We start from the raw sequence: 25504 nt of genomic DNA, 5'->3' as shown, positions 1-25504 counted from the left end.
ACGCCGCGTTTTGATTGCTTGTAGCATAAGGATGGGTACGTAATCGTTCAAACCCAGATGAATAACGGCGAGTCAGCGGATTTCCAACCCCGGCGTCGCGGACCGTTCAAGACAGCCCCGAGGTAATATTATGCCCTATCGCGCACCAGTTGCAGATTACGAATTTCTGTTCCGTCATGCGGTTGATTTTGATCGTATTGCAGCGACCGACAAGTTCGCGGAAGCAAGCGAAGACGTCGTAAGCGCCATCCTGACCGAGGCTGGAAAACTCTGCGAAGAAGTCATGGCGCCGCTTCAGCGGAACGGAGACCTAGAGCCCGCGCGTCTGGAAAACGGCGTGTTGCGTACCTCGCCAGGATTTAGCGACGGTTGGAACGCTATTGCCGAGGGGGGCTGGATCGGCATGAGCGCTGATCCCGAATATGGCGGTATGGGGCTGCCGATGACCTTGACCACTGCCGTCAACGAGATGATGTCTGCGGCCTGCCTGTCACTGCAACTGGCGCCGCTGATGACGCAGGGCCAGATCGAAGCACTGGAGCACCACGCAAGTGATGAGCTGAAGAACCTATACCTGCCCAAAATGATCGCTGGTGAATGGTCGGGCACGATGAACCTGACCGAGCCTCAGGCCGGATCGGATGTGGGTGCGCTGACGTCGAAGGCAGAATCGAATGGAGATGGCACCTATTCGGTGTCTGGTCAGAAGATCTTCATTTCCTGGGGTGACAACGATTTTGCTGAAAACGTGTGCCATCTGGTGTTGGCACGCCTGCCCGATGCTGTTCCCGGAACCAAGGGAATATCGCTGTTTCTGGTGCCCAAATACCTGCCGGACGAGAATGGCAATCCGGGTGTGGCCAATGACCTGAAGGTGGTCTCGCTTGAACACAAGATGGGCCTGCATGGTTCGCCGACCTGCGTGATGCAGTATGACGGCGCCAAGGGCTGGCTTGTGGGCAAGGAACATGGCGGAATGGCCGCGATGTTCACCATGATGAACAACGCGCGACTGGGCGTTGGTGGACAGGGTATCGGTGCCGCCGAAGGCGCCTATCAGCATGCGCTGGAATATGCGCTTGAGCGAAAGCAGGGCAAAACGCCCTCGGGGACAATCATCGACCACGCCGATGTGCGCCGGATGTTGATGAGCATGCGTGCGGACACCTTTGCCGCCCGCGCGATCATGCTGGCCAACGCGGCTGCGATCGATATGGCCACAGCAACAGGCGACGCGGACTGGGTCTCGCGCGCGGCCTTGCTGACGCCGATAAACAAGGCCTTCGGTACCGAAACCGGTATGCGGGTTTCGGAAGAAGGCGTGCAGGTCCATGGCGGTATGGGCTTTATCGAGGAGACCGGCGCGGCACAGTTCTATCGCGACGTCCGTGTGACCGCGATTTACGAGGGCACCAACGGCATTCAGGCCATGGACCTTGTCGCACGCAAGATGATGGATGGCGGCGAAGCGGCGTCCCGTTTGCTGGACGAAATCGAGGATCACGCCGAACGTGCGCGTGGGTCGATGCCGGAACTGGCGGGTCCTGTCTGGGAGGCCACGGAAAGCCTGCGTGAAACGACCGAGTGGCTGATATCGCAGTCCGACATGAACACGCGATTTGCTGGCGCCGTGCCCTATCTGAAGGCATTCGCCCGCGTTCTGGGCGGTCACTATCACCTCAAGGCGGCCCTTGCCGAGCCAAACGGCACCCGTTTCAAGCTGGCACGCTTTTATATCAATGCGTTGTTGCCTGAGTTTTCGGGGCTTTTGGTTCAGGCGCAGAACGGTGCAGATGACGTCTTTGCTCTCAGCGCCGAGGAAATGGTAGCTGCCTGATGGACGGTGATACACATTTGACGATCCGCTATCCTTGGCCCGAGGCTCCGGCCCTGGGCGAGGCCGTTGAAATTGCCGAAGGCGTGCTTTGGATGCGGTTGCCGCTGCCTATGGCGCTGGATCACGTCAATATCTATGCGCTGGATGATGGCGACGGATGGACGGTGATCGACACTGGCATGTCCTCGAACAAGACGCGCCGTATTTGGGCGGACCTGATGGCGGGACCGCTGGGGGGCAAACCCGTGACGCGCGTGGTGGTGACCCATCACCATCCCGATCACGTTGGCAATGCCGGTTGGTTTCAATCTGAACACGGGGCCGAGCTGGTCACGTCGCGTACTGCATGGCTGTTTGCACGGATGCTGACGCTGGATGTGCAGGAAAACTGGCCGCAGGAAACGCTGGATTACTACCGAAGCGCCGGGATGGATGCCGATTTCCTTGCCAAAAGGATGACAGAACGGCCCTTCAATTTCTGCGACACGGTCTATCCGATGCCGCTGGGCTTTACCCGGATCAAACAGGGCAGTGTCATTCGTATGGGTGGGCGCGACTGGGATGTTCATATGGGCAATGGCCACGCTCCCGAACATGCAACTTTTTGGAGCCGTGACGATAATCTGGTGATCACGGGCGACCAGGTTCTCAGCTCGATCAGCCCCAATCTGGGCGTCTATGTTACCGAGCCCATGGCGGATCCAGTGGCGGAGTGGATGGAAGCCTGCGAGCGCCTGCAAGACCTGGCGCGCCCGGATCATCTGGCGCTGGGCGGGCATAAACTGCCCTTTACCGGCCTGCCGGTCAGGATGAGGCAGTTGATCGACAACCACCACAGCGCGCTGGACCGTCTGCAGAATTATCTGGATCAGCCCAAAACCGCTGCTGAATGCTTTGTGCCCTTGTTCAAACGCCAGATCGGTGAAGGAGAGTATGGGCTTGCTCTGGTCGAAGCAGTTGCACATCTGAACCATCTCCACCACATTGGTGCTGTTACCCGAACGCGGCGCGCGGACGGGGCGTGGGAGTTTCAGCGCAAAGGGTAGAAGGCATGGACAAGATCGAAACCTCAGCCGAGGCAGCGGAATCAGCAGCATTGCCCCGATGTTACGAGGTGCATGCCAACCCGGATACGAAATCCGGCGCCAAGGATCTGCCCGGCCAGTTGCAAAAGCCCGTAGCCACCAAAAGCTCGGCGCAATGGGCCTATGAACGGTTGATCCTGTATATCCAGAATTTCGAGAATACGCTGGATGCGGATCATGAGGTCGCCATGGGATTTACTGGCGGCGATGCCGGGGTAATGCGGATCGAAGGAATGGGCTATTTCGACCCTGATATCATCACTTTTTACGGCGCAGATGGGTCCGGGGCGCGAACCCAACTCGTGCAGCATGTCAGCCAGTTGAATGTGATGCTGCGAGCGCTGCCCAAGTCGGTCGAGGATAAGCCCGCCAATCGCATCGGATTCCGGCTGGCGGCTGATCTCGAAGAAAACTGATAGCCTGACTTGCAATTCACGTCTGCGCAGCCTTGAATGAATCAATCATTTGGGGGGCGCAACGTGGCCACTTTCTCTGCCGTTACAAAAGCATACAAGGGCGCGTGGGCACGCCGCCGGGTCTTTGTGCCGATCTATGTCGCCGTGCGCCTGTTGCTGATTGCGCTGATTGCGCCGGGCGTGGCGATTGCGGTGAACCTAGCAGTTTCGCTCTCCAGCCAGACCGCCCTGACGGATCAGGATATTGCCGCGTTCATCCTGTCTCCGCTGGGGTTTGCGGTCGCAATCGCAATGCTCAGCCTGTTCCTGCTGGCCGAGGTCTTTGTCTTCTCGGTCATGGCCGGGTCGCTGAGGATGGGCGAAAGCGATCCGTGGCGCGCGGGGAGCGCGGCGATCAAGTTGATCCTGTCGCGCCTGCCTGCGCTGTTTGGATTTGCTGCACGCCTGGTTCTGCGGATCATCCTGTTGATCCTGCCTTTCGCCGCTATCGCTGCTCTGATCGCCTGGTGGACGCTGACCGAGTATGACATCAACTATTACCTGACCTTCCATCCGCCGTCTTTCTGGATCGCCGTTGCGCTGATCGGAGCTGTGGTGCTGGTCATGGCATGGGTGCTGATCCGAAAGCTGTCCGCATGGGCGCTGGGACTGCATCTGGTTCTGTTCGAAAACCTGCCACCGGCTGATGCTTTCCAGGTCAGCGCGGATCGGATGGAGGGCAAGCGCGGGCGGCTCAAGATCGCACTGGTGTTCTGGCTGGGGCTGAGGGCAGTTCTTGCCGCGCTGATCGCTTGGGGCGCGGGATCATTATTCGCGTTGGTGCCCCTGCAGGGGGCAGAGCATCTGCGGCTGGCGCTAGTTTACAGCCTTCTGGTCGCCGGGCTCTGGTCGTTGGCCGGGCTGGTTTTGGCAGCCACCGCGCTGGGAGCACTGGCGGTTTTGCTGGACGGTTTTTTCGAGATCCGGACCTCTGAACCACCACATCCCGCGCCAGGCAATCTGCGCATTGGTCTGCTGAGTGCTGTTGGCATTGCGGCGGTGGCGGTATTGGTCGGGCTCTGGTTCGGTCAATCCCTGCTGGAACGCGTTCAGGCCCCTGACAGGGCCGAGGTGATCGGCCACCGTGGTGCCGCTGCGTTACGGCCGGAAAACACCATGGCCTCGGTTCTGAAGGCGATTGAGGACGGGGCGGACTGGGTTGAAATCGACGTGCAGGAAACGGCGGATGATGAGATAATCGTCGCCCATGATAGCGATTTCATGAAGCTGGCCGGGGTGAACCTGAAGGTCTGGGATGCCACGATGGAAGACGTGGCCGAGATCGATATCGGCAGTTGGTTTGGCCCGGAATACGCAGATGAACGCACGCCAACACTGCGCTACGTACTGGCTGCGGCCAAAGGCAGGGCCAAGGTGATCATCGAGTTGAAATATTACGGTCATGACGTCGATCTGGAAAACCGCGTTGCGGCCTTGGTCGAGGAATTCGGCATGGAGGATGACATCGCCACCATGTCGTTGAAATATCCAACTGTGCAAAAGATGAAGGCACTGCGCCCTGAATGGCGAGCGGGGGTTTTGGCGGCAACCGCTGTGGGCGATCTGTCGGGTCTCGAAGGGGATTTTGTGGCTGTCAACGCCGCCATGGCCACGCCGGGGCTGGTACGTTCGGTGCAGGCCGCGGGCAAGGATATCTATGTCTGGACGGTGAATGACCCGTTGCAAATGTCGGCCATGGCCTCGATGGGGGTGGATGGGCTGATCACGGACCGACCGGCAATGGCCAAAGAAGTCTTGCGTATCCGCGCTGAAATGGGGCCGGCAGAACGTCTGATGCTGTGGCTGGCAACGGTGCTCGGCATGGCCGTTGATACCGATGCGATGCGCGATGAAAGCCCGTAATCTGGCCGTTTCTCTGGCGCTGATCGCGGCGCCAGTCGGGGCGCAGGACTTTATGCGCAGTCTTGAGATGCCCGCCCATCGCGCGCTGATCGCACAGCGGAGCGCTGCGGAATTGACGCCATTTGAAACGGATGGCTGCTCGGGCGGGTTGTCAGCCAGTTGGCGCTTTGTGGCCGACACGTTTCCCAGCTTTCAAGCCCTGTTCGAGGCGCATCCCCCATGGGAGAGTTGCTGTGTCAGCCATGATCGGGCCTATCACCACGCGGGCGGAGGCCTGCGCCCCGAAGACAGTTATGACGCGCGCCTGTCAGCCGATGACAGCCTGAGAGCCTGCGTGCGGCAACACGGGGATGAGAACGCCGAAATTTACGCCGAACGCTATGACATGACTTCGGATCAGATACGATCCGCCCATGCCATAACCGCCGAGGCCATGTATGGCGCGGTGCGATTGGGCGGGGCGCCCTGTTCGGGCCTGCCCTGGCGGTGGGGGTTCGGATATCGCGGGTGTTCGGTCTTTGATTCCGTGTCACCTGCGCCCGAATGACGTGGTGACAGGCCCGGGATTTTCGACTATCCAACGTATCAAACACGCGAATTAGGATTCTGAAAATCATGGCTGAACATAAGCACGGCGAAATGGACATCACCGTTCAAACCAAAACCTTCAACGGTTTCGTAAAAGCGACCACATGGTGCGTGGTGGCGATTGCTTTCCTTTGCCTGTTTCTGGCGGTTTTCGCCGCTTAATCCCGGGCGAGGCTGACCGCCGTGATCAGATTTGTGATTGCCTGCCTGCTGGCAGCAACAGTGGCTGGCTGCGCCGGTTCGCAGCGTCCGCAGGCCGATCAGACCGAAGTTGTGGCCCGTTCCTATCGTGATCCGGGACCATCAACACTGACGCTCTATACCATGATCAGCACCCGGACCGGTTCGGGGGCGCATACCTCGCTGATGATAAGCGGCAGCGAGAGGGTAATCTTTGACCCCGCCGGATCGTTTCGCGCCGATGTAGTGCCGATCCGGAACGATGTTCTGTATGGCATCACGCCGAATGTCGAACGCGCTTATCGCAGCAGCCACGCGCGCGAAACGCATTATGCGCGTATCCAGACGATTCAGGTGACACCACAGCAGGCCGAAATTGCCCTGCAACTGGCCAAGCAGATGGGCCCTGTATCCGAAGCGTTTTGCGCCAACTCGACCTCGCAGCTTTTGCAGCAGGTGCCGGGTTTCGAGCAGATCAATACGACCTTCTACCCGGTCAAGCTGTCCGATCAGTTCGGTGAACTCCCCGGCGTCGTGACCACCGAATACCGCGAGAATGACGATGCTGACCTGCAGGCCGGTTTGGCCTCGAACAATGCGCGCCTGAACCAGTTGGAAGCGGCCTCAACCCAATAGGTACAGCAAGCCATAGAGCGTGCCCGCCCCGGCAAAGATGGCAATGACCACGTTTTTTGTGATGACACCAACCGCCAAAGCAACCGCTGCGGCGGCCATGCGCGGCACGTCGGGCTGACCATCCGTTGCGGTTGGCCAGACCACCAGCGGCGCAATCAGGGCCGGGACGATGGCAACGGCGGTATAGCGCAGATGGCGTAACAACCAGGGTGGCATCGGGCGGTCTCCGACGATGCCTATAAAGGTAAAGCGTAGGGCAAAGCTGCCAATCGCCAAGCCAACGATAATGCTCCACATGGTCACCGGATCAATCTGTGTCATGGCCTATTCCGCTCTAACATCAATTCGGCCTGCGCCCCTGCGATCATCCCGGCGGTCCCGGCGATCAGCAGGCCCAGGTTGAACGGCACGCCTACGGTCAACAGAGCAACGGTTATGGCGACTAAGGCGGCGATGACATGGGCAAGCGTCCTCATCATCGGCCCGATCATTGCCAGGAATGTGATCGGAAGTGCAAAATCCAGCGCCCAGCTTTCTGGAATCTGTGCGCCCAAAACTGCGCCCAGATAAGTTGCCAAAATCCAAAGCGGCGTGATCGGTGTGACCGAGCCAAAGAAATAGGCCATGCGCTGCGGCACGGTCATATCGGGCTCTTTTTCGAACTGTACAATGGAGCAGGCATAGGACTGATCGACCGTCAGATAGGCGGCGCAGGCCCGTTGCCACAGGGGGGCCGCCCCAAGATAAGGTGTCAGTGAGGCCGAATACATTGCCACGCGTAGGTTTACCGCCAGGGCCGATGCCAGAACGATCAGGCTGGGTGTGTTGTCCTGCAACAGCTGCAGGGCGGTGAACTGGGCCGCCCCGGCAAAGACAGCCGCCGAAAAGGCGATTGTCTGGATAATATCCAGCCCAGCCTCGGTCGCAAATACGCCGAAAAGGGTGCCGAACGGAATTGCCACAAAGATAAACGGCGCTCCATCACGAAAACCCTTCCAGAAGTATGACTTGGATGTGGTGTAAGCCATGGCAAATTCCTATGGTATCGCCAACAGCAGTAGCGATCTTGGGAAAGGGTTGCAATTGGCCACGAAACGGGATGCCACCGACTACATCATCGCCCCTGATCCTGGCGCGGTCCGCCTGACCCGTGCGGTCGAAGGCATCGACCAGAATGGCGCGGTCAGCCGGATCTCGGTTGTCGAGGAACGCCCCCTGACGATTTTCCTCAACGCGCAGGAAATCGTGACTGCAATGACAATCGGCGATTACCCTGAATATCTGGCGCTGGGGTTCCTGCGCAATCAGGGGATGCTGTTAGCCGATGATGACATTACCGGCGTGGATTACGATGACGATCTGGAAACCGTGGTGGTGCGCACCGCGCGCGAAACCTCATATGAGGACAAGCTGAAGAAAAAGACCCGAACCAGCGGCTGCGCGGTCGGCACTGTGTTTGGTGACATGATGGAAGGGCTGGAGGACGTGCGCCTGCCGCAGGTTCAGGTCCGCACCTCATGGCTGTATGATCTGGCAGCCAAAATCAACCGAACCCCTTCATTGTATCTTGAGGCTGGTGCAATTCACGGCACGGTCCTGTGTCGGGAAAACCGGCCGTTGGTCTATATGGAGGACGTGGGCCGCCACAACGCGGTCGACAAGATTGCAGGCTGGATGCTGTCCGAAAGTGTAGGGGCCGAAGATAAGATCCTCTACACCACAGGTCGTTTGACCTCGGAAATGGTGATCAAGACCGCGATGATGGGCATCCCGGTGCTGGCGTCACGGTCAGGCTTCACCGCCTGGGGTGTCGAAATCGCGCGTGAGGTTGGCCTGACCCTGATCGGCCGCATGCGGGGGCAGCGGTTCGTGTGTCTTGCGGGCGAGGACCGGTTGGTGCGCGACGTCGACCCGTCGACAGTGGCGGTCGAAGATAAAAAGCATAGACGGAAGAGTGCGGAATGATTTTGGAAGTCTTTGGTTTATCTATTTTATTCGTCGCGACATTGGGCTTGCTGCCATTGATGGTCTATGTGTTCTGGCTCCTTGAGCGGTCGAAACGCGCGATCATTGAGGGTATGGCGCAATTGGACGTCAACCTGCGTAACCGTCTGGGGTGGGCGCCAGAGGAATACATCAGCATTTGGAACATCGCTGCCCCCTTTCGGCTTGGTTGGCAGGCATGGGGGGAGTTGTCTCAAAAACAAGCACTCGTGCTTCAGCGGGTTTTGATGCACGGTCTGCCAGAGTTTGCCAGGATACCAGATGAGGTCAGAAAGGCGGTGCGCACGTATCGGTGCTGTTTTGCTCTTATCTTTGCTGTTGGGGCCGTCTTAGTGTTTTTGCCAGCCCACTATAGCCTGAGTCACAAGGCGGCCGAATTGACGGGGTGGCCTGCAATTATTTGGTTTACAGCATTCGGATTGGCCGTCTGTCCATTGCTTTTCCTGCCCACCCAGAAATTCAGGAAATGGCCCGCGCTTGAGGAGATCAAATGACCCGCCCCCTCGGCATCATCCTCGCAGGAGGCCTTGCCACTCGGATGGGTGGTGGCGACAAAGGCTTGCTGACCGTCGGTGGGCAGAGCCTGCTGTCTCATGTCATTGACCGGTTTGGCCCGCAGGTGGTCGGTCTGGCGCTGAATGCCAATGGTGATCCCGAACGGTTCGCCGAACTGAACCTACCTGTTCTGCCCGACACGATTGAAGGTTTCGCCGGGCCTCTGGCGGGTGTGCTGGCGGGGCTCGATTGGGCAGCAGAACAGGGCGCCGACAGTATCGTCACCGCCGCTGCCGACACGCCGTTTTTTCCGCGCGATCTTGCGGCGCGCCTAATGGATGCTGCTCAAGGACAAACCCATCCGCTGGTGCTGGCGACTACGCCTCGAACCGGGGATGAAGCACTGAAATCCGGCGGCGGCAAACGGGTCAACCGGCATCCGACATTTGGCCTCTGGCCTGTCGCGTTGCGAGATGATTTGCGGGACGCCTTGAATGACGGGCTGCGCAAGGTTGTGCTGTGGACCGATAAACATGATGGGCGTGAGGCGCTGTTTCCGGCTGAGCCGTTTGACCCCTTCTTCAATGTCAACACGCCCGACGATCTGGCGCGGGCGCAAAAGCTGCTGGAGCAGGCATGAAGGTCTATGGCGTCACCGGCTGGAAAAACGCGGGCAAGACCGGCCTGATGGAGCGTTTGGTGGCCGAGATCACCGCGCGTGGCTTTTCGGTTTCGACCGTCAAACATGCCCATCACGCCGTCGATGTCGACCAGCCCGGCACGGACAGTTTCCGCCATCGAGAAGCCGGTGCGTCCGAGGTGCTGTTGGCGTCCGGCAAGCGCATTGCGATGATGCAGGAACTGCGCGGCGCACCCGAGCCGCCTCTCTCTGATCTGCTGGCACGCTTGGCTCCGGTTGATCTTGTGCTGATCGAGGGGTTCAAACGCGAAGCCCACCCCAAGGTCGAGGCGTATCGGGTAGCCGCAGGAAATCCGTTGATTGCGGCCGAGAACGAAACTGTGCGCGCGGTTGCCAGTGACACAGAGCTGAACTTCGACCGTCCGGTTTTTGATCTGGACGACACCGCAGCCATCGCAGGGTTCATTCTGCAAGAGGTAGGATTATGAGCAAACCGGACATTGCCCCACCGCCCCTGCGCAACGATTGTTTTGCCTTGCCTGCGGGCGTGAGCTGGACGCCGGTTGACGAGGCGTTGGCCCTGCTGCGCGACCGCCTTTCGGTCGTGATGGGGGCTGAAACCGTTCCGTTGGCACAAGCCGCAGGTCGGATTTTGGCCGCCGATGTATATGCCCAACGATCGAACCCGCCGCAGGCAAATACGGCGGTAGATGGCTATGGCTTTGCCGGTCCGGTTCCGGATGGGCCGCAGGTGATGCCGCTGCAAGACGGGCGTGCGGCGGCTGGTGTTCCCTTTGATGGTCAGCTTGCGCCCGGCCACGCCATACGGATTCTGACTGGTGCGGCCCTGCCCGATGGGGTGGACACCGTTATTCTGGAAGAGGACGTGACAGTTCAGGATGGGTATATCGCCTTTCGCGGCCCCCTGAAACAGGGTGCCAATACCCGCAATGCGGGCGAAGATGTGGTTGGAGGTGATCTGGCTTTGCCCGCTGGACGCCGGTTGACACCTGCCGATCTGGCCCTTCTCTCCGCGACGGGTGCTGGTGATCTGCTGGTTCGCAAAGCTCTGCGGGTGGCCGTCCTGTCAACGGGGGATGAGCTGGTCGAGGCCGGCGAGGTTGCTGAGCCAAGGCAAATCTACGATGCCAATCGCCCAATGTTGCTGGCTCTGATCCAGCGGATGGGATTCCAGCCACTGGATATGGGCCGCGTTGCCGATGATCGTGAAACCCTGCGCGAGCGGCTGAACGAAGCTGCGAAAGAGGCGGATGTTGTTCTGACTAGCGGCGGCGCGTCGGCAGGGGACGAAGATCATGTCTCCGCTCTGTTGCGGCAGGCCGGAGCGATGCAGGAATGGCGTATTGCCCTGAAACCGGGGCGACCTCTGGCTTTGGGGATTTGGGATGGAGTGCCGGTTTTCGGACTGCCCGGCAATCCAGTAGCGGCATTGGTCTGCACCCTAATCTTTGCCCGCCCGGCGCTGGGCCTGATGGCTGGCGAGGGCTGGCGGGACCCGCGGGGGTTCGATCTGCCTGCCGCCTTTGATAAGCGCAAGAAACCCGGGCGGCGGGAATATCTGCGGGCCCGTATCCGAGACGGAAAAGCCGAAGTTTTCAACTCGGAAGGGTCCGGGCGGATCAGCGGGCTAAGCTGGGCCGAAGGGCTGGTCGAGATCGAAGACGGCGCGCGCCACATCCAACCGGGTGATCTTGTCCGGTTCATCCCCTATGGAAGTTTCGGAATCTAGTCGAAGGTTCCGGCCACACGCCCCAGCAACATGAAGGCCCGCGCGGTTCTTGTATCACCCAAAGCGGTCAGCTCTGCATCGCTGGCACGGGGTTCAAACTCGATGATCATGTGATCGAACCGGCGTAGAAAGTGATGGGCGGCGTCCCGGAAAATGGGATCCTGCTTCATCCGGGCCGAAGTCAGCGCCAGCGAGGAGCGGTCGCGAATGCCGCCCAAGGCCGCGACAGCCCGTCCGCGCCCACCCTGCGCAAATTGCCGCCAGATCTCGGGGCGGGCCATGTCAGGGCGCAGGTCATCCATATAGATGCCCTCTTGGCTAAGCAGAGTCAGCACGTCCTGAGAGGCCTGTACAAGCTTGGCTGTCTTGCGGTCCTTGAGCGCCAGCCGTAGGGCATCAAAGCCTTCGGTATCTTCCTGTGTTTCCGGAAAATTCAGCGCACGGATAAAGATGTCGGTGCCAAGCGGGGGCACGATATCCCCAGCTTGTGTACCCAGTTCCAGCGAAGTCTGATCGCCGTTCCCCACGGCTGTCGGTTGCTGTGCGGGTTCCCTGCGCTTGGTTGAAAACGTGGCCAGCGCGCTTTCGGCTTTCTTGGCCGTTTCCGCGATCTGATCCAGCTTTTTGGATACGGCTGGCTCATAGGTGCTGGAAGATCGCTGTTGCTGAGCGATATATGCGTTTCGGATGGCGTCAATCGAGGTTTGTAGTCGTGCGCTTTCCTCGCGCATGATCCGGCTGGCGCGCATGGCCATTGCCGCGACCCAGATCATCGCTACCGGCATGAAGACCGCCAGCAAGGTCACGACAAAGCCTCCGCCGTCGACCTCGTCGGGCAGCACCAGAAAAACAACCGAGACGATCAGCCAGATCACGCTGAGGGCGACGGCTGCAATTTCGATCTCGGTTATCGAAGGCTTGGTTGGCCTATCATATATGCCCAGTGAGGTTGGCCGATTGGCTTCCTGCTCTGGCGTGGGCTCGGACATTGGGAACGCTCCGGGGCTCAGGCGTAGGTGATACTCAGGACTTCATAAGAACGTACACCGCCAGGTGTGCGTACTTCGACACTGTCGCCTTCGTCCTTTCCAATCAGGGCGCGGGCAATAGGGGATTTGATGTTCAGCAGGCCGGCTTCGATATTGGCCTCATATTCCCCTACAATCTGCCAGGTCTTTTCCTCGTCAGTGTCTTCGTCAACAAGCGTGACCTTGGCGCCAAATTTGATAGCACCGGACAGTTTGGCAGGGTCGATCACATCGGTCAGTGAAAGGATGCCTTCCAACTCTTTGATGCGGCCTTCGATAAAACCCTGCTTTTCCCGGGCCGAATGATATTCGGCGTTTTCTTTCAGGTCACCCAGTTCCCTGGCCGAGGCGATGGCTTCGATAATAGCTGGCCGCTCGACGGATTTTAGGTTCTTGAGTTCGGCCTGAAGCGCAGCATTGCCCGCAGGCGTCATGGGAATTTTTTCCATATTCTTGTCGTCCACGCTGAAATTGTAACGCCCCGCCGCATGGAACCAGCGTCGGGGCGATTTGATGGGTTGGCAAATACCTGACCCAAATGATGCGTGAAATGCAAGAGGTCAAAGAAGACAGCAAGCTGGATTTGCGACTTAACGCCGTTGGATTGGGCGCCGTGGGCACCTGTTACGCTGTCCAAACAGCTGACCGCGCTGCCTTTTCCAGGTGGTTGAGGCCATCCAGAGTGTTTCAAGCATATTGTACCACCTCAAACTCGATGCCGTTCTCATCATCGAAATAGAACCGCCTGCCGGGCTCGTAATCTGCATGCGACTTGGGGGTGAAACCTGCTTTGACCACCTTGTCTTCGGTTGCGTCGATGTCTTCGACCAGAACGCCGACATGATTCAGCCCCCCGATGATGTCATAGCTGCTTTCACCCGAGGGTTTGGGATCGCTGGGTGCATAAAGCGCCAGGTAGGTATGTGCGCTACCGACATGCACGGTATAGCCACCCGCGATTGCAGGGCCTTCCCAGCGGGTTTTCCAACCGAAGACGTCCTGCATCCATTTTGCCGAAGCTTGCGGGTCGCGGACGGTGAAATTGGTGTGTTCAAGTGTCGCCATCATGGGATCTCCTATTCAATTTGAGGCTTGTCCCGACTCACCGTAATTTCTAAACCTAACTTTAGGTCAAGGAATTTTTTGAGGGCGAGATGGCGATTTCAGAGGGGCTGGCAATAGGCGCTTTGGCCCAGCGCACCGGGCTGGCGGTTTCAGCGATCCGATATTACGAGGCGCAGGGTCTGATCGCCCCATGGCGCAATGCGGGTGGGCAGAGGCGATATCAGCGCGCCGACATAAGACGGTTGAGTTTTGTGATGATAGCGCAGCAATTCGGACTAACCCTGCCCGAAATCCGAGAAGTCCTGTCCGGCTTGCCCGGAAATCGTACACCAACGCCGCAGGATTGGAAAAACATCAGCAAGGATCTGCGGTCGCATCTGGATCAGCGAATCGATACGTTGATGCGCCTGCGTGACAATCTGGACGGATGCATTGGCTGTGGGTGCCTTAGTTTGCCCAAATGTGCTCTTTACAATCCTGATGACCGTGCCAAATCCAAGGGAAGTGGCCCCAGATACCTGATGGGTGACACTCCGGACACGTGATCTGCCGCATAGCGGCATAGTTACGCCGTGTTTCGATTGACCTGTGGCTTTCCCAGCATGTAATCAGCCGTGAAACAAAATTGCGCCGACCGTGCGTTAGATGCGCCAATTCGGAAAGTTAGCGAAGGAGCCCGCAATGGCCGAGATTGAACGCGAAGCGATGGAATATGACGTGGTGATCGTGGGCGCCGGCCCCGCGGGACTGTCGGCGGCCATCCGTCTGAAACAGCTGGATGCCGATTTGAACGTCGTCGTTCTGGAAAAGGGCTCGGAGGTGGGTGCGCATATCTTGTCAGGTGCGGTGCTGGACCCGTGCGGCCTGGATGCGCTGATACCGGACTGGAAGGAAAAAGGTGCGCCGCTGAACACGCCGGTCACCGAAGATAACTTCTATATGCTGGGTGAGGCCGGAAAAATCCGCATTCCGAACTTCCCGATGCCGCCGCTGATGAACAACCACGGCAACTATATCGTGTCGATGGGCAATGTCTGCCGCTGGATGGCTGAACAGGCCGAAGAGCTGGGCGTGGAAATCTTCCCCGGCATGGCCTGTTCCGAGCTGGTCTATGGCGACAATGGCGAAGTCAAAGGCGTTGTTGCCGGTATCTTCGGCCTTGAGGCCGATGGCTCCTACGGCCCGAACACCGAGCCGGGCATGGAGCTGCACGGCAAATATGTCTTCTTGTCCGAAGGTGTGCGCGGGTCGCTGTCCAAGGAAGTGATCGCGAAATACGATCTGCAAGCCGGAAAAGAAGTCCAGAAATACGGCGTCGGCATGAAAGAGATCTGGGAGATCGACCCGGCCAAGCACAAGGAAGGCACCGTCACCCATACGATGGGCTGGCCCCTGGGCAGCAACGCGGGCGGCGGGTCGTTCATCTATCACCTGGAAAACAATCAGGTCTATGTCGGGTTTGTGGTTCACCTGAATTACAAGAACCCGCACCTGTACCCCTATATGGAATTCCAGCGCTTTAAGCATCATCCGATGGTGGCCGAGCTGCTGAAAGGCGGCAAGCGCGTGGCTTATGGCGCTCGTGCGATTACTGAGGGTGGATATCAATCGATGCCCAAGCTGGTCGCGCCAGGCGTGGCGCTGCTGGGCTGTTCGGCGGGCATGGTCAATGTGCCGCGCATCAAGGGCAACCACAACGCGATGCTGTCCGGCAAAGCTGCGGCCGAGGCGGCATTTGATGCCATCAAAGCCGAGCGTTCGGGCGATGAATTGACTGTCTATGAAGCAGATGTTCGCGAAGGTGCCATCGGAAAAGACCTCAAGAAAGTGCGCAATGTCAAACCGATGTGGTCAAAGTGGGGTCTGATGCCCTCGCTGGCGCTGGGCGGTTTGGACATGTGGACAAACACTCTGGGCTTTTCGCTGTTTGGCACTCTGGGCCACGGCAAGAACGACGCGGAATCGACTGAAGAAGCCAGTAAACATAAACCGATCGACTATCCAAAGCCGGATGGCACGCTGTCCTTCGACCGCCTGACCAACGTCTCGTTCGCGATGACGAACCACGAGGAAAGTCAGCCTTGCCATCTAAAACTGTCGGACCCGGCGATTCCGGTCAGTGTCAATCTGCCCGAATTCGACGAACCGGCGCAGCGCTATTGCCCGGCGGGCGTGTATGAGATGGTCGAGGATGAAAATGGTCCGCGATTCGTGATCAACTTTCAGAACTGCGTTCACTGCAAGACCTGCGACATCAAAGATCCCAGCCAGAATATCACCTGGACCACGCCACAGGGAGGGGATGGTCCGAACTATCCCAATATGTAAGCGAAAAATGGGCAATGGCGGCGTCGTGAAGGCTCTGCCATTGCCTCTTTCTGGTCAAAGCCCTAGCTTATTGCGCAACCGACAATCGCAAGGCAGGAATTTGGTGACTTTTCTCATTCGTCGCACAGCGCTAGCTGTGCTGTTTACCACGTCATTCGCCATTCCGGCTTATGCCGACACTGGGTTCGGTGCGTATCTTGCCGGGCGTCAGGCGATTTTTCAGGACGACTATACGGCGGCTGAGAAATACTTTGCGCAAGCATTGCGCGCAGATCCTCAAAACGACCGGTTGCTGGAGAATGTCGTCGTTGCGCGCTTGTCGCTGGGCGAGGTTAAGCGCGCTTTGCCGATTGCCCAAACCATCGAAGAGTTGGGCCTGCCCAACCAGCCCGCGAAAATGGCGATTGCCGCTAATCTGGTGGCTGAAGGCAAGCTGGATGAACTGCTGGCCCGCGACCCCGAAACGCAAGGCGTCGGGCCGCTGGTTGACGGGTTAATATTGGGCTGGGCCCATATGGGCCAGGGCGCGATGACCAGCGCGCTGGAGCAGTTTGACCAAGTTGCAGCGCAGGAAGGTCTGCGCGAGTTCGCGCTTTACCACAAAGCTTTGGCACTGGCCTCAGTCGGAGACTTTGAAAGCGCCGAGGCAGTCTTTGCGGCCGATAACGGTGTTGTGGCGCGATTTACCCGCCGCGCAGCGCTGGCACGGACCGAGGTTCTGTCGCAGCTGGACCGCAATGAGGATGCGCTGCAGTTTCTGGATGACGTGTTCGAGTCGGGCTCTGATCCCTCGATTGAAGGGTACGAAGCGCGTCTGAGCGCTGGCGAAACGCTGCCCTTTACTCATGTCCGCACATCGCAGGACGGTATCGCAGAAGTGTTCTTTTCCGTGGGAGCCGCGCTCAGCAGTGAGGCGGCTGAGAATTACGTCCTGCTTTATGCGCAGGTCGCAGCTTTTCTGCGCCCGGATCACGTGGACGCAATCTTGTTGAGTGCCGAACTTTTGGACGAGTTGGAGCAATACGATCTTGCCGTCGAGGCCTATCGCAAAGTGCCCGCGAGCAGCAGTGACTATCACGCTGCTGAACTGGGCCGGGCCGAGGTGCTTGTCACGGCAGGCAAAACCGATGCGGCGGAAGAAGTCTTGCAGACCCTTGCGACGCAGAGACCGGATCTGCCAAGTGTTCACGTGGCGCTGGCTGATTTGCAAAGACGTGAAGAAAACTATGCTGCGGCTGTCGAAACCTATGGCACAGCGATTGAATTGATTGATGCTGATGGTGGCGGTAACTGGTTCCTGCACTACGCCCGTGGTATCTCGTACGAGCGACTAAAGCAGTGGGACAATGCTGAGGCCGATTTCCGCCGTGCGCTAGAACTTAACCCCGACCAACCGCAGGTCCTGAATTATCTGGGTTATTCGCTTGTAGAACGGCGCGAAAATCTGGACGAAGCGCTTGGCATGATCGAACGCGCCGTCGCCGCGCGCCCTGGTAGCGGCTATATCGTCGACAGCTTGGGATGGGTTCTGTTTCGACTGGGCCGCTATGAAGAGGCGGTCGAGCATATGGAGCGTGCCGTCGAGCTGATGCCGGTAGACCCAGTGGTGAATGATCACCTGGGTGACGTTTACTGGGCCGTGGGCCGCGCACGCGAAGCCGAGTTCCAGTGGAAGCGGGCATTGTCTTTCATTGACCTCGAAGACGCCGATGGTGAGGCCGACCCCGAGCGTATTCGTCGCAAGATCGAGGTCGGGCTGGACGAGGTTCTGATCGAAGAAGGTGCCGCGCCGCTGAAGGTCGCCAATGAAGGCTAAGGCTTTCGCGCCCGCCAAGATCAACCTTACCTTGCACGTCACCGGCCAGCGCGTGGACGGCTATCACCTGTTGGATTCGCTCGTGGTGTTTGCCGATCTGGGCGATACGCTGCATTTCACCGCAGGTGAGGCGCTGTCGATCTCTGTCACCGGCGAACATGCGGCGGGTGTGCCAAGCGATAGTCGCAATCTGGTGTGGAAAGCCGCCGAGGCTGCAGGCTGGACTGGGCATATTGACCTGAACAAAGTGCTGCCGCATGGGGGCGGGATCGGCGGCGGTTCTTCCGATGCCGCCGCAACCTTGCGGATGATAGAAGATGAGGGTGGGCACGTCCCGCCAGAAACAGCACTGCGCCTGGGTGCGGATGTCCCTGTCTGCTTGGCAGCCAGATCAAGCCGTATGCGCGGGATCGGAGAGTGTCTGAACCCGGTCACCCTCCCACATCTATCAGCCTTGCTGGTCAACCCGGGTGTAGAGGTTCCAACGCCTGCGATATTCGCGGCTTTGGAATGCAGGGAAAACCTGCCCATGGCAGAGGATATCCCGGTATTTGAGGGGCCTCAGGATTGTGCCGAATGGCTGGGGAAACAGCGAAACGACCTGGAAGGTCCAACCACATTGCTGGCCCCCGAAGTCGCGCAGGTGCTGGATGCGCTGAGCGATACAAAAGCGGCGTTGTTGGCGCGCATGTCGGGGTCAGGATCGACCTGTTTCGCGCTGTATCCGACGATGAAAGCTGCCCATTTCGCCGCCTATGAGATTGGAGCAGCCCATCCCGACTGGTGGTGCCGTGCGGTTCAGCTTAACTAAGGCGCGCGACAACGAAGTCTGCCAAATCGCTCAGCAGGGTGCGGATCTCATGGTCGGGCAGGATGCGTAGCGACGCCTTAGCCTTGTTGGCCCAGCCAAGCGCATCTTTTCGCGTCGCCGCAAGCGTGCCGTATTTGCCCATAAGGCCAAGAGCGGTTTCGAGATCACCGCTTTCCTGACGACCCTTACCGATGGTGCGCTGCCAGAAGGCGCGTTCTTCGGGGGTGGCCTGCGCCACCGCCTTGATCACTGGCAGCGTCAGCTTACGCTCGCGAAAGTCGTCGCCGACATTCTTGCCGGTCGCTTTGCTGTCACCCTGATAATCCAGCAGGTCATCAGCGATCTGGAAGGCAATCCCCAGCGCATCGCCATAATCGAAGAGCGCCTTGACCTGGGCCTCTGACGCTTGGGCGATGACCCCGCCCACCTCGGTTGCGGCTGAGAACAAGGCTGCGGTCTTGCCGCGCACAACCTGAAGATAGATGGCCTCATCCGTGCCCAGATCGGTTGCAGCAGTCATCTGTAGCACTTCGCCCTCGGCGATTGTTGCAGACGCATTGGCAAGGATGTCCAGAACCCTAAGAGACCCGGTCTCGACCATAAGCTGGAAGCTGCGTGAGAACAGGTAATCCCCAACCAGAACGCTGGATTTGTTGTCCCAAAGCAGATTCGCTGTTGGCCGTCCGCGCCTTTGTGCGCTTTCGTCAACAACATCGTCATGCAACAGGGTCGCGGTGTGGATGAACTCAACCGTTGCCGCCAGACGCAAATGATGGTCCCCGGCATAGTCGAACAGCCGCGCCGCGGCCAGTGTCAGCATCGGACGCAGGCGCTTGCCACCCGCTTCGACCAAATGTGCGGTGACTTCGGGAATGCGAGGCGCGTGTTCTGAGGCCATGCGCGTGCGTATCAGGTCATTGACCGCGTCCATTTCACCCGAAAGAATCTCGGCCAGCCGCTCATGCGGTTTTGAGACTGTGCTGATGTTCATCACACTCCTGATACAAGGCTCGACTTCCGCCTCACCTTGCCCTTACATCCATCCCCATGAAAGAACTTTTGCGCAGCACTGATCCGACGATCCTGGCCTTTGCATCCGCCCTACTTCAGGGCGAGGATATAGACTGCTTTCAGATGGACGTAAATATGAGCATCCTAGAAGGCGGCATCGGTATTTTCCCGCGTCGCCTTATGGTGCGGACCGATGATTTGACCCGCGCTGAACGGGTGATGCGCGACAACGAGATCCCGCTGGGCCGATGACGCAATTCACTGACCCAGAGCTAAGTTTGAACGACTTTCTGAATGGGCGCGTTCGGCTTTGGCAGCCCCTGTCCGGCTATCGCGCCGGGGTCGATCCTGTCTTGCTGGCGGCAGCGGTGCCGGCCAAGGCTGGGCAATCCGTGCTGGAGCTGGGATGTGGCGCTGGTGCCGCCATCTTGTGCCTGATGGCGCGCGTGCCGGGATTGAACGCCACGGGTGTTGAGCTGCAATCGCCCTATGCCGATCTGGCCACCCGCAACGCGGATCAGAATGCGCAGGCGCTGACAGTGGTGCAGGCCGATCTGAGCAAACTGCCCGCTGAACTGAAACAACAGCAGTTCGATCATGTGATTGCGAATCCGCCCTATTACTTGGCCGGTGCCCACAGCCCTGCGGCGGACTCGGGTCGCGGAATTGCCTTGGGCGAGGATACACCGTTGCGCGATTGGTTCGATTGTGCGGCAAAGCGCCTTGCACCGCGGGGCTATCTGCACATGATCCAAAAGGCCGATCGGTTGCCAGACATGCTGTCAGCCTGTGCGGGGCGGCTTGGCTCAGTCGAGGTTCTGCCTCTGGCCGCGCGGGCTGGTCGGAAGGCTGAATTGATGATCCTTAGGGCCAGAAAAGGCGGTCGGACTGCGTTTCAACTGCATGCCTCGCTGATTTTGCACAAGGGTGTGCGCCACGAAAAAGACGGCGAAAGCTATACCTCTCAGATATCGTCCGTTTTGCGCGACGCTGCTGCGCTGAACGGGTTTTCGGATCAATAGGCGCCAACCAGCCGAATTTGTCAGATTTATTATAGAATCTGTGCGTCTGCAGCGTGACAGGCTGGAAACGATGTGCTCAACTTCCTACGTTATTCAGAGACACCAATGAAGGAGTATCGCCATGAGCGTGAGCGCACATCTGACGGAACTGAAGAAGAAGCACGAAACTCTCGGTCTCGAAGTAGAACAAGCCCAGCGCGCGCCAGGCATCGACGATCTCCATATCGCTCAACTCAAGAAACAGAAGCTAAGGCTTAAGGAAGAGATAGAGCGACTTTCCAGTTAACTTTTAAGGCTGGCGCGCGCGGCTATGGCCGCGCCGCCGGTGACCAGGATGGCTGCGATTGCCAGACCCCAGGATGGGGCTGCGATCCCGGCAACCACCAAAACGACGGTAGACAACAGGGGCGCTGCATAAGAGGCGGTGCCAAGAATCTGAATGTCGCCTTGTTTGACCCCGATGTCCCAGACATAGAACGCCAGACCAACAGGCCCCAGCCCAAGTGCCGCGATCGAAGCCCAGCTAAAGGCCGTGCCCGGCCAAACAGTTTCTTCGATGGCTAGATGCAGACCACCCGAGGCGATGGCGGTAAAGATGCAGAACACAGCGACAGAGCTTGTGGGGGTATCCCCAAGACGACGGGACATAACGGAATAGCCCGACCATGTCAGAGCGCACAGCAGCGCCAGCCCGTAACCGGGTAGGTGGCTGGCCTGAAATCCTGCGCCACCACCCCCGGCGATGATCACAGCGGCCCCAGCAAAGCCCAGGCAGGCTCCGATCAGGTGCCCTGCACGCAGATGCTCGCCCGGTAGCAAACCTGAAAACAGCACAATCAACAGGGGCCAGAGATAGGCAATCAGCCCGGCCTCGGCTGCAGGGGCCATGCGCAGGGCCGAGAAGTAGAGTGTGTGATAGCCAAACAACCCGATGGTGCCAAACAGATAGGTGGTCCAACGCACGGTCCGCAACTGCCCCAGCCCGCCATTGGCCCAGGCCCAGACTAGCCCCAGCGTACCCCCGATCGAGAAGCAGATCGTATTCAGCAACAGCGCAGGAACGGGGGCTGAGCCGACGGTGAACAGGGCAAGAAGGGACCAGAGTAAAACGGCGACAAAACCGATAGTAGTGGCGCGGTTTCGGGTCATGCGGCTGACAGGTCCTCGACTGGAATGATGTCGAACTCATCGGATATATGTGCGGTCTTTTCAATCTCGGCCAGAAACCAATCCCGAAACGCCGCAATCTGAGGGCGGTTCTCGGCCCCCGAGAGGCACAGGAAGCGAAAGCGCCCCTTTGTTTCGATGGCGGTCTTGAAAGGTGCGACCAGCGTGCCTTCGGTCAGATCTTTCAGGATCATGGCCCGGCGGCCAAGCGCGACGCCAACGCCCGCAACAGCCGCGTCAATTGCGTGATCGGCGTTCGAAAACTCGGCACCATGGGTCGGGGTATGTGCGATGCCCACGGCCCTGAACCAGGCGGGCCAATCACTGGGTGGGGTCAGAAAGCGGATCGAGGCGTCATGGATCAACGGTGCATCCCGCAGGCTTTCCGGCGTGGTGAACTGGCGGGCGAGCTCGGGCGTCATGACCGGCGTCAGCCATTCCCGGCGCACTGGCACGGAATACAGCCCCTTATCCGCACCTTCGCCAAATCGGATGGCCACATCCACATCATCCCGTTCAAGGTCGATGATGCGTAACGTGGCCGAGAATTTCAGATCTATTTCGGGATGTGCGCGGGCAAATTCGTACAGGCGGGGCGCCAGCCATTTGGCCGTCAGGGCAGGGCCCGCTGTGACGGTCAGGCTAGTGTCGTCACCCTGTCTGCTCACGGCGCGCCATGCGGCTTGTAACGTGGCAAATCCATCCGCGGCGCCCGGGGCCAGGGTGCGCCCAGCCTCTGTCAGCTCCACCGCGCGGTTCAGGCGGTGAAACAGAGGGCGGCCCAAATGCTCCTCAAGGGATTTGATCTGAAAGGACAGGGCCGCAGGCGTTACATGCAGCTCTGCCGCGGCTTTGGCAAAAGACATGTGCCGGGCGGCGGCATCAAAGGCACGCAAAGCGGTCAAGGGCGGCAGGTAGTCGCTCATAGTATAGAAATTTTTAACTGAATGTTCAAAAAAGCTCGTTTGCGGCTTTGTCAACTAGAGTTCATATTGCTCATAAGTCAAGGGAAACTGTTTTGAACTGAGAGGCTGCCATGATTGAGATGACAACAAATCCAGCTGCACAATCGGCGATTCTGCGCGCGCATGAGGCGCGGGGCAAAGCGGTTCTGAATGTGTTGAAGTGGATTTTCGGTTCCCGCTGATCGCAGCGCGCGCGGTCTTACGGGATAAAAGAAGGGCCGGTTCTGCTTAGAACCGGCCCGCTTGCATTTTGGCAGCCAACTTAGGCGAAGAACTGAGCACCATTGGCCGAGATGGTCGATCCGTTGATGAATTGCGAGTCTTCAGAGGCCAGGAAAGCAACGCAGCGTGCGATCTCTTCCGGTTCGCCCAGTCGGCCCGCCGGAATCTGGCTGATAATGGAATCACGAACCTTCTCGGGGACAGCCATGACCATTTCGGTTGCGATATAGCCAGGGCAGATAGCGTTGGCGGTGATGCCCGCGCGCGCGCCTTCCTGCGCCAGCGACTTCACGATTCCCAGATCGCCCGCCTTCGTTGCGGCATAGTTCACCTGAGCGAACTGACCCTTTTGACCGTTGATCGAGCTGATGACGATGACACGGCCAAACTTGCGCTCACGCATGCCAGGCCAAACCGGGTGAACGGTGTTGAATACGCCGGTTAGGTTGGTGTCGATCACCTGATGCCACTGCTCGGGTGTCATTTTGTGGAATGGGGCGTCCTTGGTGATGCCGGCATTGGCAACAACGATGTCGATCGGGCCAATCTCGGCTTCGACCTTTTCGATGCCCGCTTTGGATTCGTCATAATCCGCAACGTTCCATTTGTAGGTGGCGATTCCGGTCTCGTCGGTGAAATTCGCGGCGGCTTCGTCGTTCCCCGCGTAGGTGGCTGCAACATTGTACCCTTCGGCCTTAAGCGCCTTGGAAATTGCTGCGCCAATGCCGCGGGAACCGCCGGTGACGAGTGCTGTTCGTGCCATTTAGGAATCCTCCAATTTAAGTCGTCTTGGTAATGCTGTTACTATTCCGAACCAACCAGCGCAACAATATTGCGCAGGCAAGTTGCCGCAGCGCTGGGGTTTTTGGTTTCGCCTCAGGGTAGTGTGAGGCCACGATCTTTACCCAATGCACGGCAATAGTCGATCCAGTCCTTATTTTCGTTCAGCAGAGCCAAATTGCCAAAGCGAACGTGCCATGTCTCGGACAATCGAACCTGCGCGGTCTGGATGTGTTTGTAGGGGTTCTTAATGCCTTCCATTGCGGCCTGATCACGAGCTTCCACAACGAATAACGCCGCGCTGGCAAGCGCGGCGTCTGTGGTTGTTTGGTCCTTGTTCCGGCGTGCTCTCAGCTCGGCCAGCTCTGTAAAGATGATGCTGCACTCCGTCAGGCTGGTCGAAAGCGGTTGACGGTTCTGTGCGTCTGCGACCCCTGCTAAGCAAATCACAAGGGCCGAAATAAGAGTGGGCCGAGAAGGCATTGTTATATCAGTCGCGCTCGACACATAGGGCAACGCCCATGCCGCCACCGATGCACAGAGTCGCCAGACCTTTTTTCGCGTCCCGCCGCTTCATTTCGAACAACAGAGTGTTCAGAACGCGGCAACCCGAGGCGCCGATCGGGTGGCCGATGGCAATGGCGCCGCCATTGACGTTCACAATGGACGGGTCCCAGCCCATGTCTTTGTTCACGGCACAGGCTTGTGCGGCAAAGGCTTCGTTGGCTTCGATCAGATCCAGATCGTCAACCGACCAGCCCGCCTTTTCCAGCGCCTTGCGCGAGGCATAGATCGGGCCGACGCCCATAATCGACGGGTCCAGACCAGCGGTAGCATAAGATGCAATCCGCGCCAGAGGTTCAATCCCGCGCTTTTCGGCATTTGCCGCCGACATCAGCAGGGTCGCAGCCGCGCCGTCGTTCAGGCCCGAGGCATTGGCGGCGGTGACCGATCCGTCCTTAGCAAAAGCCGGGCGCAGTTTGGCCATGGCTTCCATGGTTGCGCCGTGGCGGATGTATTCGTCCTTGTCCATCACGATGTCACCCTTGCGGGTCTTGATGGTAAAGGGGGTGATCTCATCGGCGAATTTGCCTGCCTTCTGCGCAGCTTCGGCCTTGTTCTGGCTTGCGACGGCGAATTCATCCTGCATATCGCGGCTGATTTGCCACTTTTCAGCAACGTTTTCGGCGGTTTGACCCATGTGATACCCGTTGAACGCATCCCACAGTCCATCGCGGATCATTGTGTCGATATACTTCATGTCGCCCATCTTTTGGCCGGCGCGCAGAGCGGCGGCATGGGGCGACAGGGTCATGTTCTCTTGCCCGCCAGCAGCGACGATATCAGCATCGCCCAGTTGGATATGCTGTGCGCCCAGTGCCACGGCGCGCAGGCCGGATCCGCAGACCTGGTTGATGCCCCAGGCCGCGCTTTCCTGCGGCAGACCGGCGTTGATATGCGCCTGACGCGCCGGGTTCTGACCCTGGGCTGCGGTCAGAACCTGACCCAAAATTGTCTCGCTGACTTCGCCTTTTTCGATTCCGGCGCGTTCGACTACGGCTTCAAGAACGGCTGTGCCCAAATCATGGGCTGCGGTGTTCGCGAACGAACCACCAAAGCTGCCGACGCCTGTACGTGCGGCGGATGCGATAACTACATTGGTCATTATGATCAGTCCTTTACCGACATGGTCCGGCGGAATGTCTGACGGCGCAGGTCGAGAGGTTCCCCCCGCAACAAGAGCGCCCCGTAATCC

30 protein-coding genes are annotated in these 25504 nt (G+C 58.8%); 19 read left to right on the top strand and 11 right to left on the bottom strand.

The window, feature by feature from the left end; translation table 11 throughout:
- The first annotated feature begins 130 nt into the window (after positions 1-130).
- From AC2FH6_RS06735 to AC2FH6_RS06705, 7 genes are all read left to right on the top strand, one after another.
- Positions 131-1837, top strand: a complete 1707-nt coding sequence (locus tag AC2FH6_RS06735; RefSeq protein WP_496701790.1) for an acyl-CoA dehydrogenase — start codon at positions 131-133, stop codon at positions 1835-1837.
- Positions 1837-2883: an MBL fold metallo-hydrolase gene (locus AC2FH6_RS06730; protein ID WP_496700961.1), complete on the top strand. Its 1047-nt coding sequence runs from the start codon at positions 1837-1839 to the stop codon at positions 2881-2883. Before AC2FH6_RS06735 ends, AC2FH6_RS06730 begins: the two co-directional genes overlap by 1 nt.
- A gap of 5 nt (positions 2884-2888) precedes the next feature.
- A complete protein-coding gene (locus tag AC2FH6_RS06725; RefSeq protein ID WP_496691825.1) occupies positions 2889-3338 on the top strand; it encodes a DUF6173 family protein in 450 nt (149 codons plus the stop codon).
- Between the two features lie 63 nt (positions 3339-3401).
- Positions 3402-5240 (top strand): glycerophosphodiester phosphodiesterase family protein, encoded by a 1839-nt coding sequence (locus AC2FH6_RS06720; RefSeq protein WP_496701788.1) that lies wholly within the window; start codon positions 3402-3404, stop codon positions 5238-5240.
- Complete coding sequence (locus tag AC2FH6_RS06715; RefSeq protein ID WP_496691823.1) at positions 5227-5787, top strand: hypothetical protein; 561 nt, start codon at positions 5227-5229, stop codon at positions 5785-5787. The genes AC2FH6_RS06720 and AC2FH6_RS06715 overlap by 14 nt, the downstream gene beginning before the upstream one ends.
- Positions 5788-5855: 68 nt before the next feature.
- Positions 5856-5990, top strand: a complete 135-nt coding sequence (locus tag AC2FH6_RS06710) for an aa3-type cytochrome c oxidase subunit IV (protein WP_142635378.1) — start codon at positions 5856-5858, stop codon at positions 5988-5990.
- 21 nt (positions 5991-6011) lie between these two features.
- On the top strand, positions 6012-6644 hold the full coding sequence (locus AC2FH6_RS06705) for a hypothetical protein (RefSeq protein WP_271948503.1): 633 nt from the start codon (positions 6012-6014) through the stop codon (positions 6642-6644).
- Here AC2FH6_RS06705 and AC2FH6_RS06700 read toward each other — a convergent pair.
- Complete coding sequence (locus AC2FH6_RS06700) at positions 6633-6965, bottom strand: AzlD domain-containing protein (RefSeq protein WP_142635382.1); 333 nt, start codon at positions 6963-6965, stop codon at positions 6633-6635. The two genes, AC2FH6_RS06705 and AC2FH6_RS06700, sit on opposite strands and share 12 nt — an antisense overlap.
- The gene (locus AC2FH6_RS06695) at positions 6962-7672 is read right to left on the bottom strand and encodes an AzlC family ABC transporter permease (RefSeq protein ID WP_142635384.1); all 711 of its coding nucleotides are present in this window, start codon (positions 7670-7672) and stop codon (positions 6962-6964) included. The genes AC2FH6_RS06700 and AC2FH6_RS06695 overlap by 4 nt, the downstream gene beginning before the upstream one ends.
- Positions 7673-7721: 49 nt before the next feature.
- On the opposite strand from AC2FH6_RS06695, the gene AC2FH6_RS06690 reads away from it, so the two are divergent.
- From AC2FH6_RS06690 to AC2FH6_RS06670, 5 genes are read left to right on the top strand one after another with little or no spacing between them, the layout of a single operon-like run.
- Positions 7722-8609 (top strand): formate dehydrogenase accessory sulfurtransferase FdhD, encoded by an 888-nt coding sequence (locus tag AC2FH6_RS06690; protein ID WP_496701047.1) that lies wholly within the window; start codon positions 7722-7724, stop codon positions 8607-8609.
- On the top strand, positions 8606-9142 hold the full coding sequence (locus tag AC2FH6_RS06685) for a hypothetical protein (protein WP_496701786.1): 537 nt from the start codon (positions 8606-8608) through the stop codon (positions 9140-9142). The genes AC2FH6_RS06690 and AC2FH6_RS06685 overlap by 4 nt, the downstream gene beginning before the upstream one ends.
- Positions 9139-9783: a molybdenum cofactor guanylyltransferase MobA gene (gene mobA / locus AC2FH6_RS06680; RefSeq protein ID WP_496701784.1), complete on the top strand. Its 645-nt coding sequence runs from the start codon at positions 9139-9141 to the stop codon at positions 9781-9783. The genes AC2FH6_RS06685 and mobA overlap by 4 nt, the downstream gene beginning before the upstream one ends.
- On the top strand, positions 9780-10271 hold the full coding sequence (mobB, locus tag AC2FH6_RS06675) for a molybdopterin-guanine dinucleotide biosynthesis protein B (RefSeq protein ID WP_271948498.1): 492 nt from the start codon (positions 9780-9782) through the stop codon (positions 10269-10271). Before mobA ends, mobB begins: the two co-directional genes overlap by 4 nt.
- A complete protein-coding gene (locus AC2FH6_RS06670) occupies positions 10268-11533 on the top strand; it encodes a molybdenum cofactor synthesis domain-containing protein (protein WP_496701782.1) in 1266 nt (421 codons plus the stop codon). The genes mobB and AC2FH6_RS06670 overlap by 4 nt, the downstream gene beginning before the upstream one ends.
- On the opposite strand, the gene AC2FH6_RS06665 is transcribed toward AC2FH6_RS06670, so the two are convergent.
- The 3 genes from AC2FH6_RS06665 to AC2FH6_RS06655 form a co-directional block, all read right to left on the bottom strand.
- Positions 11530-12522 carry a hypothetical protein gene (locus tag AC2FH6_RS06665; RefSeq protein WP_142635394.1) on the bottom strand — a complete coding sequence of 331 codons (993 nt, stop codon included), beginning with the start codon at positions 12520-12522 and terminating at the stop codon, positions 11530-11532. The two genes, AC2FH6_RS06670 and AC2FH6_RS06665, sit on opposite strands and share 4 nt — an antisense overlap.
- A gap of 17 nt (positions 12523-12539) precedes the next feature.
- Complete coding sequence (greA, locus tag AC2FH6_RS06660) at positions 12540-13010, bottom strand: transcription elongation factor GreA (protein WP_142635396.1); 471 nt, start codon at positions 13008-13010, stop codon at positions 12540-12542.
- Between the two features lie 238 nt (positions 13011-13248).
- Positions 13249-13629 carry a VOC family protein gene (locus AC2FH6_RS06655; RefSeq protein WP_142635398.1) on the bottom strand — a complete coding sequence of 127 codons (381 nt, stop codon included), beginning with the start codon at positions 13627-13629 and terminating at the stop codon, positions 13249-13251.
- An 86-nt stretch (positions 13630-13715) separates the two neighbouring features.
- Here AC2FH6_RS06655 and soxR point away from each other — a divergent pair, with 86 nt between their 5' ends.
- From soxR to AC2FH6_RS06635, 4 genes are all read left to right on the top strand, one after another.
- Entirely contained in the window at positions 13716-14171 is a 456-nt protein-coding gene (soxR, locus tag AC2FH6_RS06650) for a redox-sensitive transcriptional activator SoxR (protein ID WP_142635400.1), read from the top strand.
- 136 nt (positions 14172-14307) lie between these two features.
- Positions 14308-15954 carry an electron transfer flavoprotein-ubiquinone oxidoreductase gene (locus tag AC2FH6_RS06645; RefSeq protein ID WP_496701780.1) on the top strand — a complete coding sequence of 549 codons (1647 nt, stop codon included), beginning with the start codon at positions 14308-14310 and terminating at the stop codon, positions 15952-15954.
- A gap of 7 nt (positions 15955-15961) precedes the next feature.
- A complete protein-coding gene (locus AC2FH6_RS06640) occupies positions 15962-17770 on the top strand; it encodes a tetratricopeptide repeat protein (RefSeq protein ID WP_496701778.1) in 1809 nt (602 codons plus the stop codon).
- Positions 17760-18581, top strand: a complete 822-nt coding sequence (locus AC2FH6_RS06635; RefSeq protein ID WP_496701776.1) for a 4-(cytidine 5'-diphospho)-2-C-methyl-D-erythritol kinase — start codon at positions 17760-17762, stop codon at positions 18579-18581. Before AC2FH6_RS06640 ends, AC2FH6_RS06635 begins: the two co-directional genes overlap by 11 nt.
- Here the strand turns inward: AC2FH6_RS06635 and AC2FH6_RS06630 are convergent.
- Entirely contained in the window at positions 18574-19572 is a 999-nt protein-coding gene (locus tag AC2FH6_RS06630) for a polyprenyl synthetase family protein (protein ID WP_496701774.1), read from the bottom strand. The two genes, AC2FH6_RS06635 and AC2FH6_RS06630, sit on opposite strands and share 8 nt — an antisense overlap.
- 56 nt (positions 19573-19628) lie before the next feature.
- Here AC2FH6_RS06630 and AC2FH6_RS06625 point away from each other — a divergent pair, with 56 nt between their 5' ends.
- From AC2FH6_RS06625 to AC2FH6_RS06615, 3 genes are all read left to right on the top strand, one after another.
- Positions 19629-19844 (top strand): putative signal transducing protein, encoded by a 216-nt coding sequence (locus AC2FH6_RS06625; RefSeq protein ID WP_142635410.1) that lies wholly within the window; start codon positions 19629-19631, stop codon positions 19842-19844.
- Positions 19841-20614, top strand: a complete 774-nt coding sequence (locus AC2FH6_RS06620; RefSeq protein ID WP_496701772.1) for a tRNA1(Val) (adenine(37)-N6)-methyltransferase — start codon at positions 19841-19843, stop codon at positions 20612-20614. Before AC2FH6_RS06625 ends, AC2FH6_RS06620 begins: the two co-directional genes overlap by 4 nt.
- A 121-nt stretch (positions 20615-20735) precedes the next feature.
- Complete coding sequence (locus tag AC2FH6_RS06615) at positions 20736-20900, top strand: YdcH family protein (protein ID WP_142635414.1); 165 nt, start codon at positions 20736-20738, stop codon at positions 20898-20900.
- Here the strand turns inward: AC2FH6_RS06615 and yddG are convergent.
- From yddG to AC2FH6_RS06590, 5 genes are all read right to left on the bottom strand, one after another.
- Positions 20897-21763, bottom strand: coding sequence for an aromatic amino acid exporter YddG (gene yddG / locus AC2FH6_RS06610; RefSeq protein WP_496701771.1), 867 nt, complete (start codon positions 21761-21763; stop codon positions 20897-20899). The genes AC2FH6_RS06615 and yddG overlap by 4 nt on opposite strands.
- Positions 21760-22707: a transcriptional regulator GcvA gene (locus AC2FH6_RS06605; protein ID WP_142635418.1), complete on the bottom strand. Its 948-nt coding sequence runs from the start codon at positions 22705-22707 to the stop codon at positions 21760-21762. The genes yddG and AC2FH6_RS06605 overlap by 4 nt, the downstream gene beginning before the upstream one ends.
- A gap of 301 nt (positions 22708-23008) precedes the next feature.
- Positions 23009-23731, bottom strand: a complete 723-nt coding sequence (phbB, locus tag AC2FH6_RS06600) for an acetoacetyl-CoA reductase (RefSeq protein WP_271948478.1) — start codon at positions 23729-23731, stop codon at positions 23009-23011.
- A 113-nt stretch (positions 23732-23844) separates the two neighbouring features.
- Entirely contained in the window at positions 23845-24231 is a 387-nt protein-coding gene (locus tag AC2FH6_RS06595; RefSeq protein WP_496701769.1) for a hypothetical protein, read from the bottom strand.
- A 7-nt stretch (positions 24232-24238) separates the two neighbouring features.
- Entirely contained in the window at positions 24239-25414 is a 1176-nt protein-coding gene (locus tag AC2FH6_RS06590; protein ID WP_142635424.1) for an acetyl-CoA C-acetyltransferase, read from the bottom strand.
- Between the last annotated feature and the right edge of the window lie 90 nt (positions 25415-25504).

It is taken from the genome of Ruegeria sp. CDSC045 (assembly GCF_059610725.1).
The sequence above is the reverse complement of the archived record's forward strand: the minus strand, read 5'-3'. Positions and strand labels throughout refer to the sequence as shown.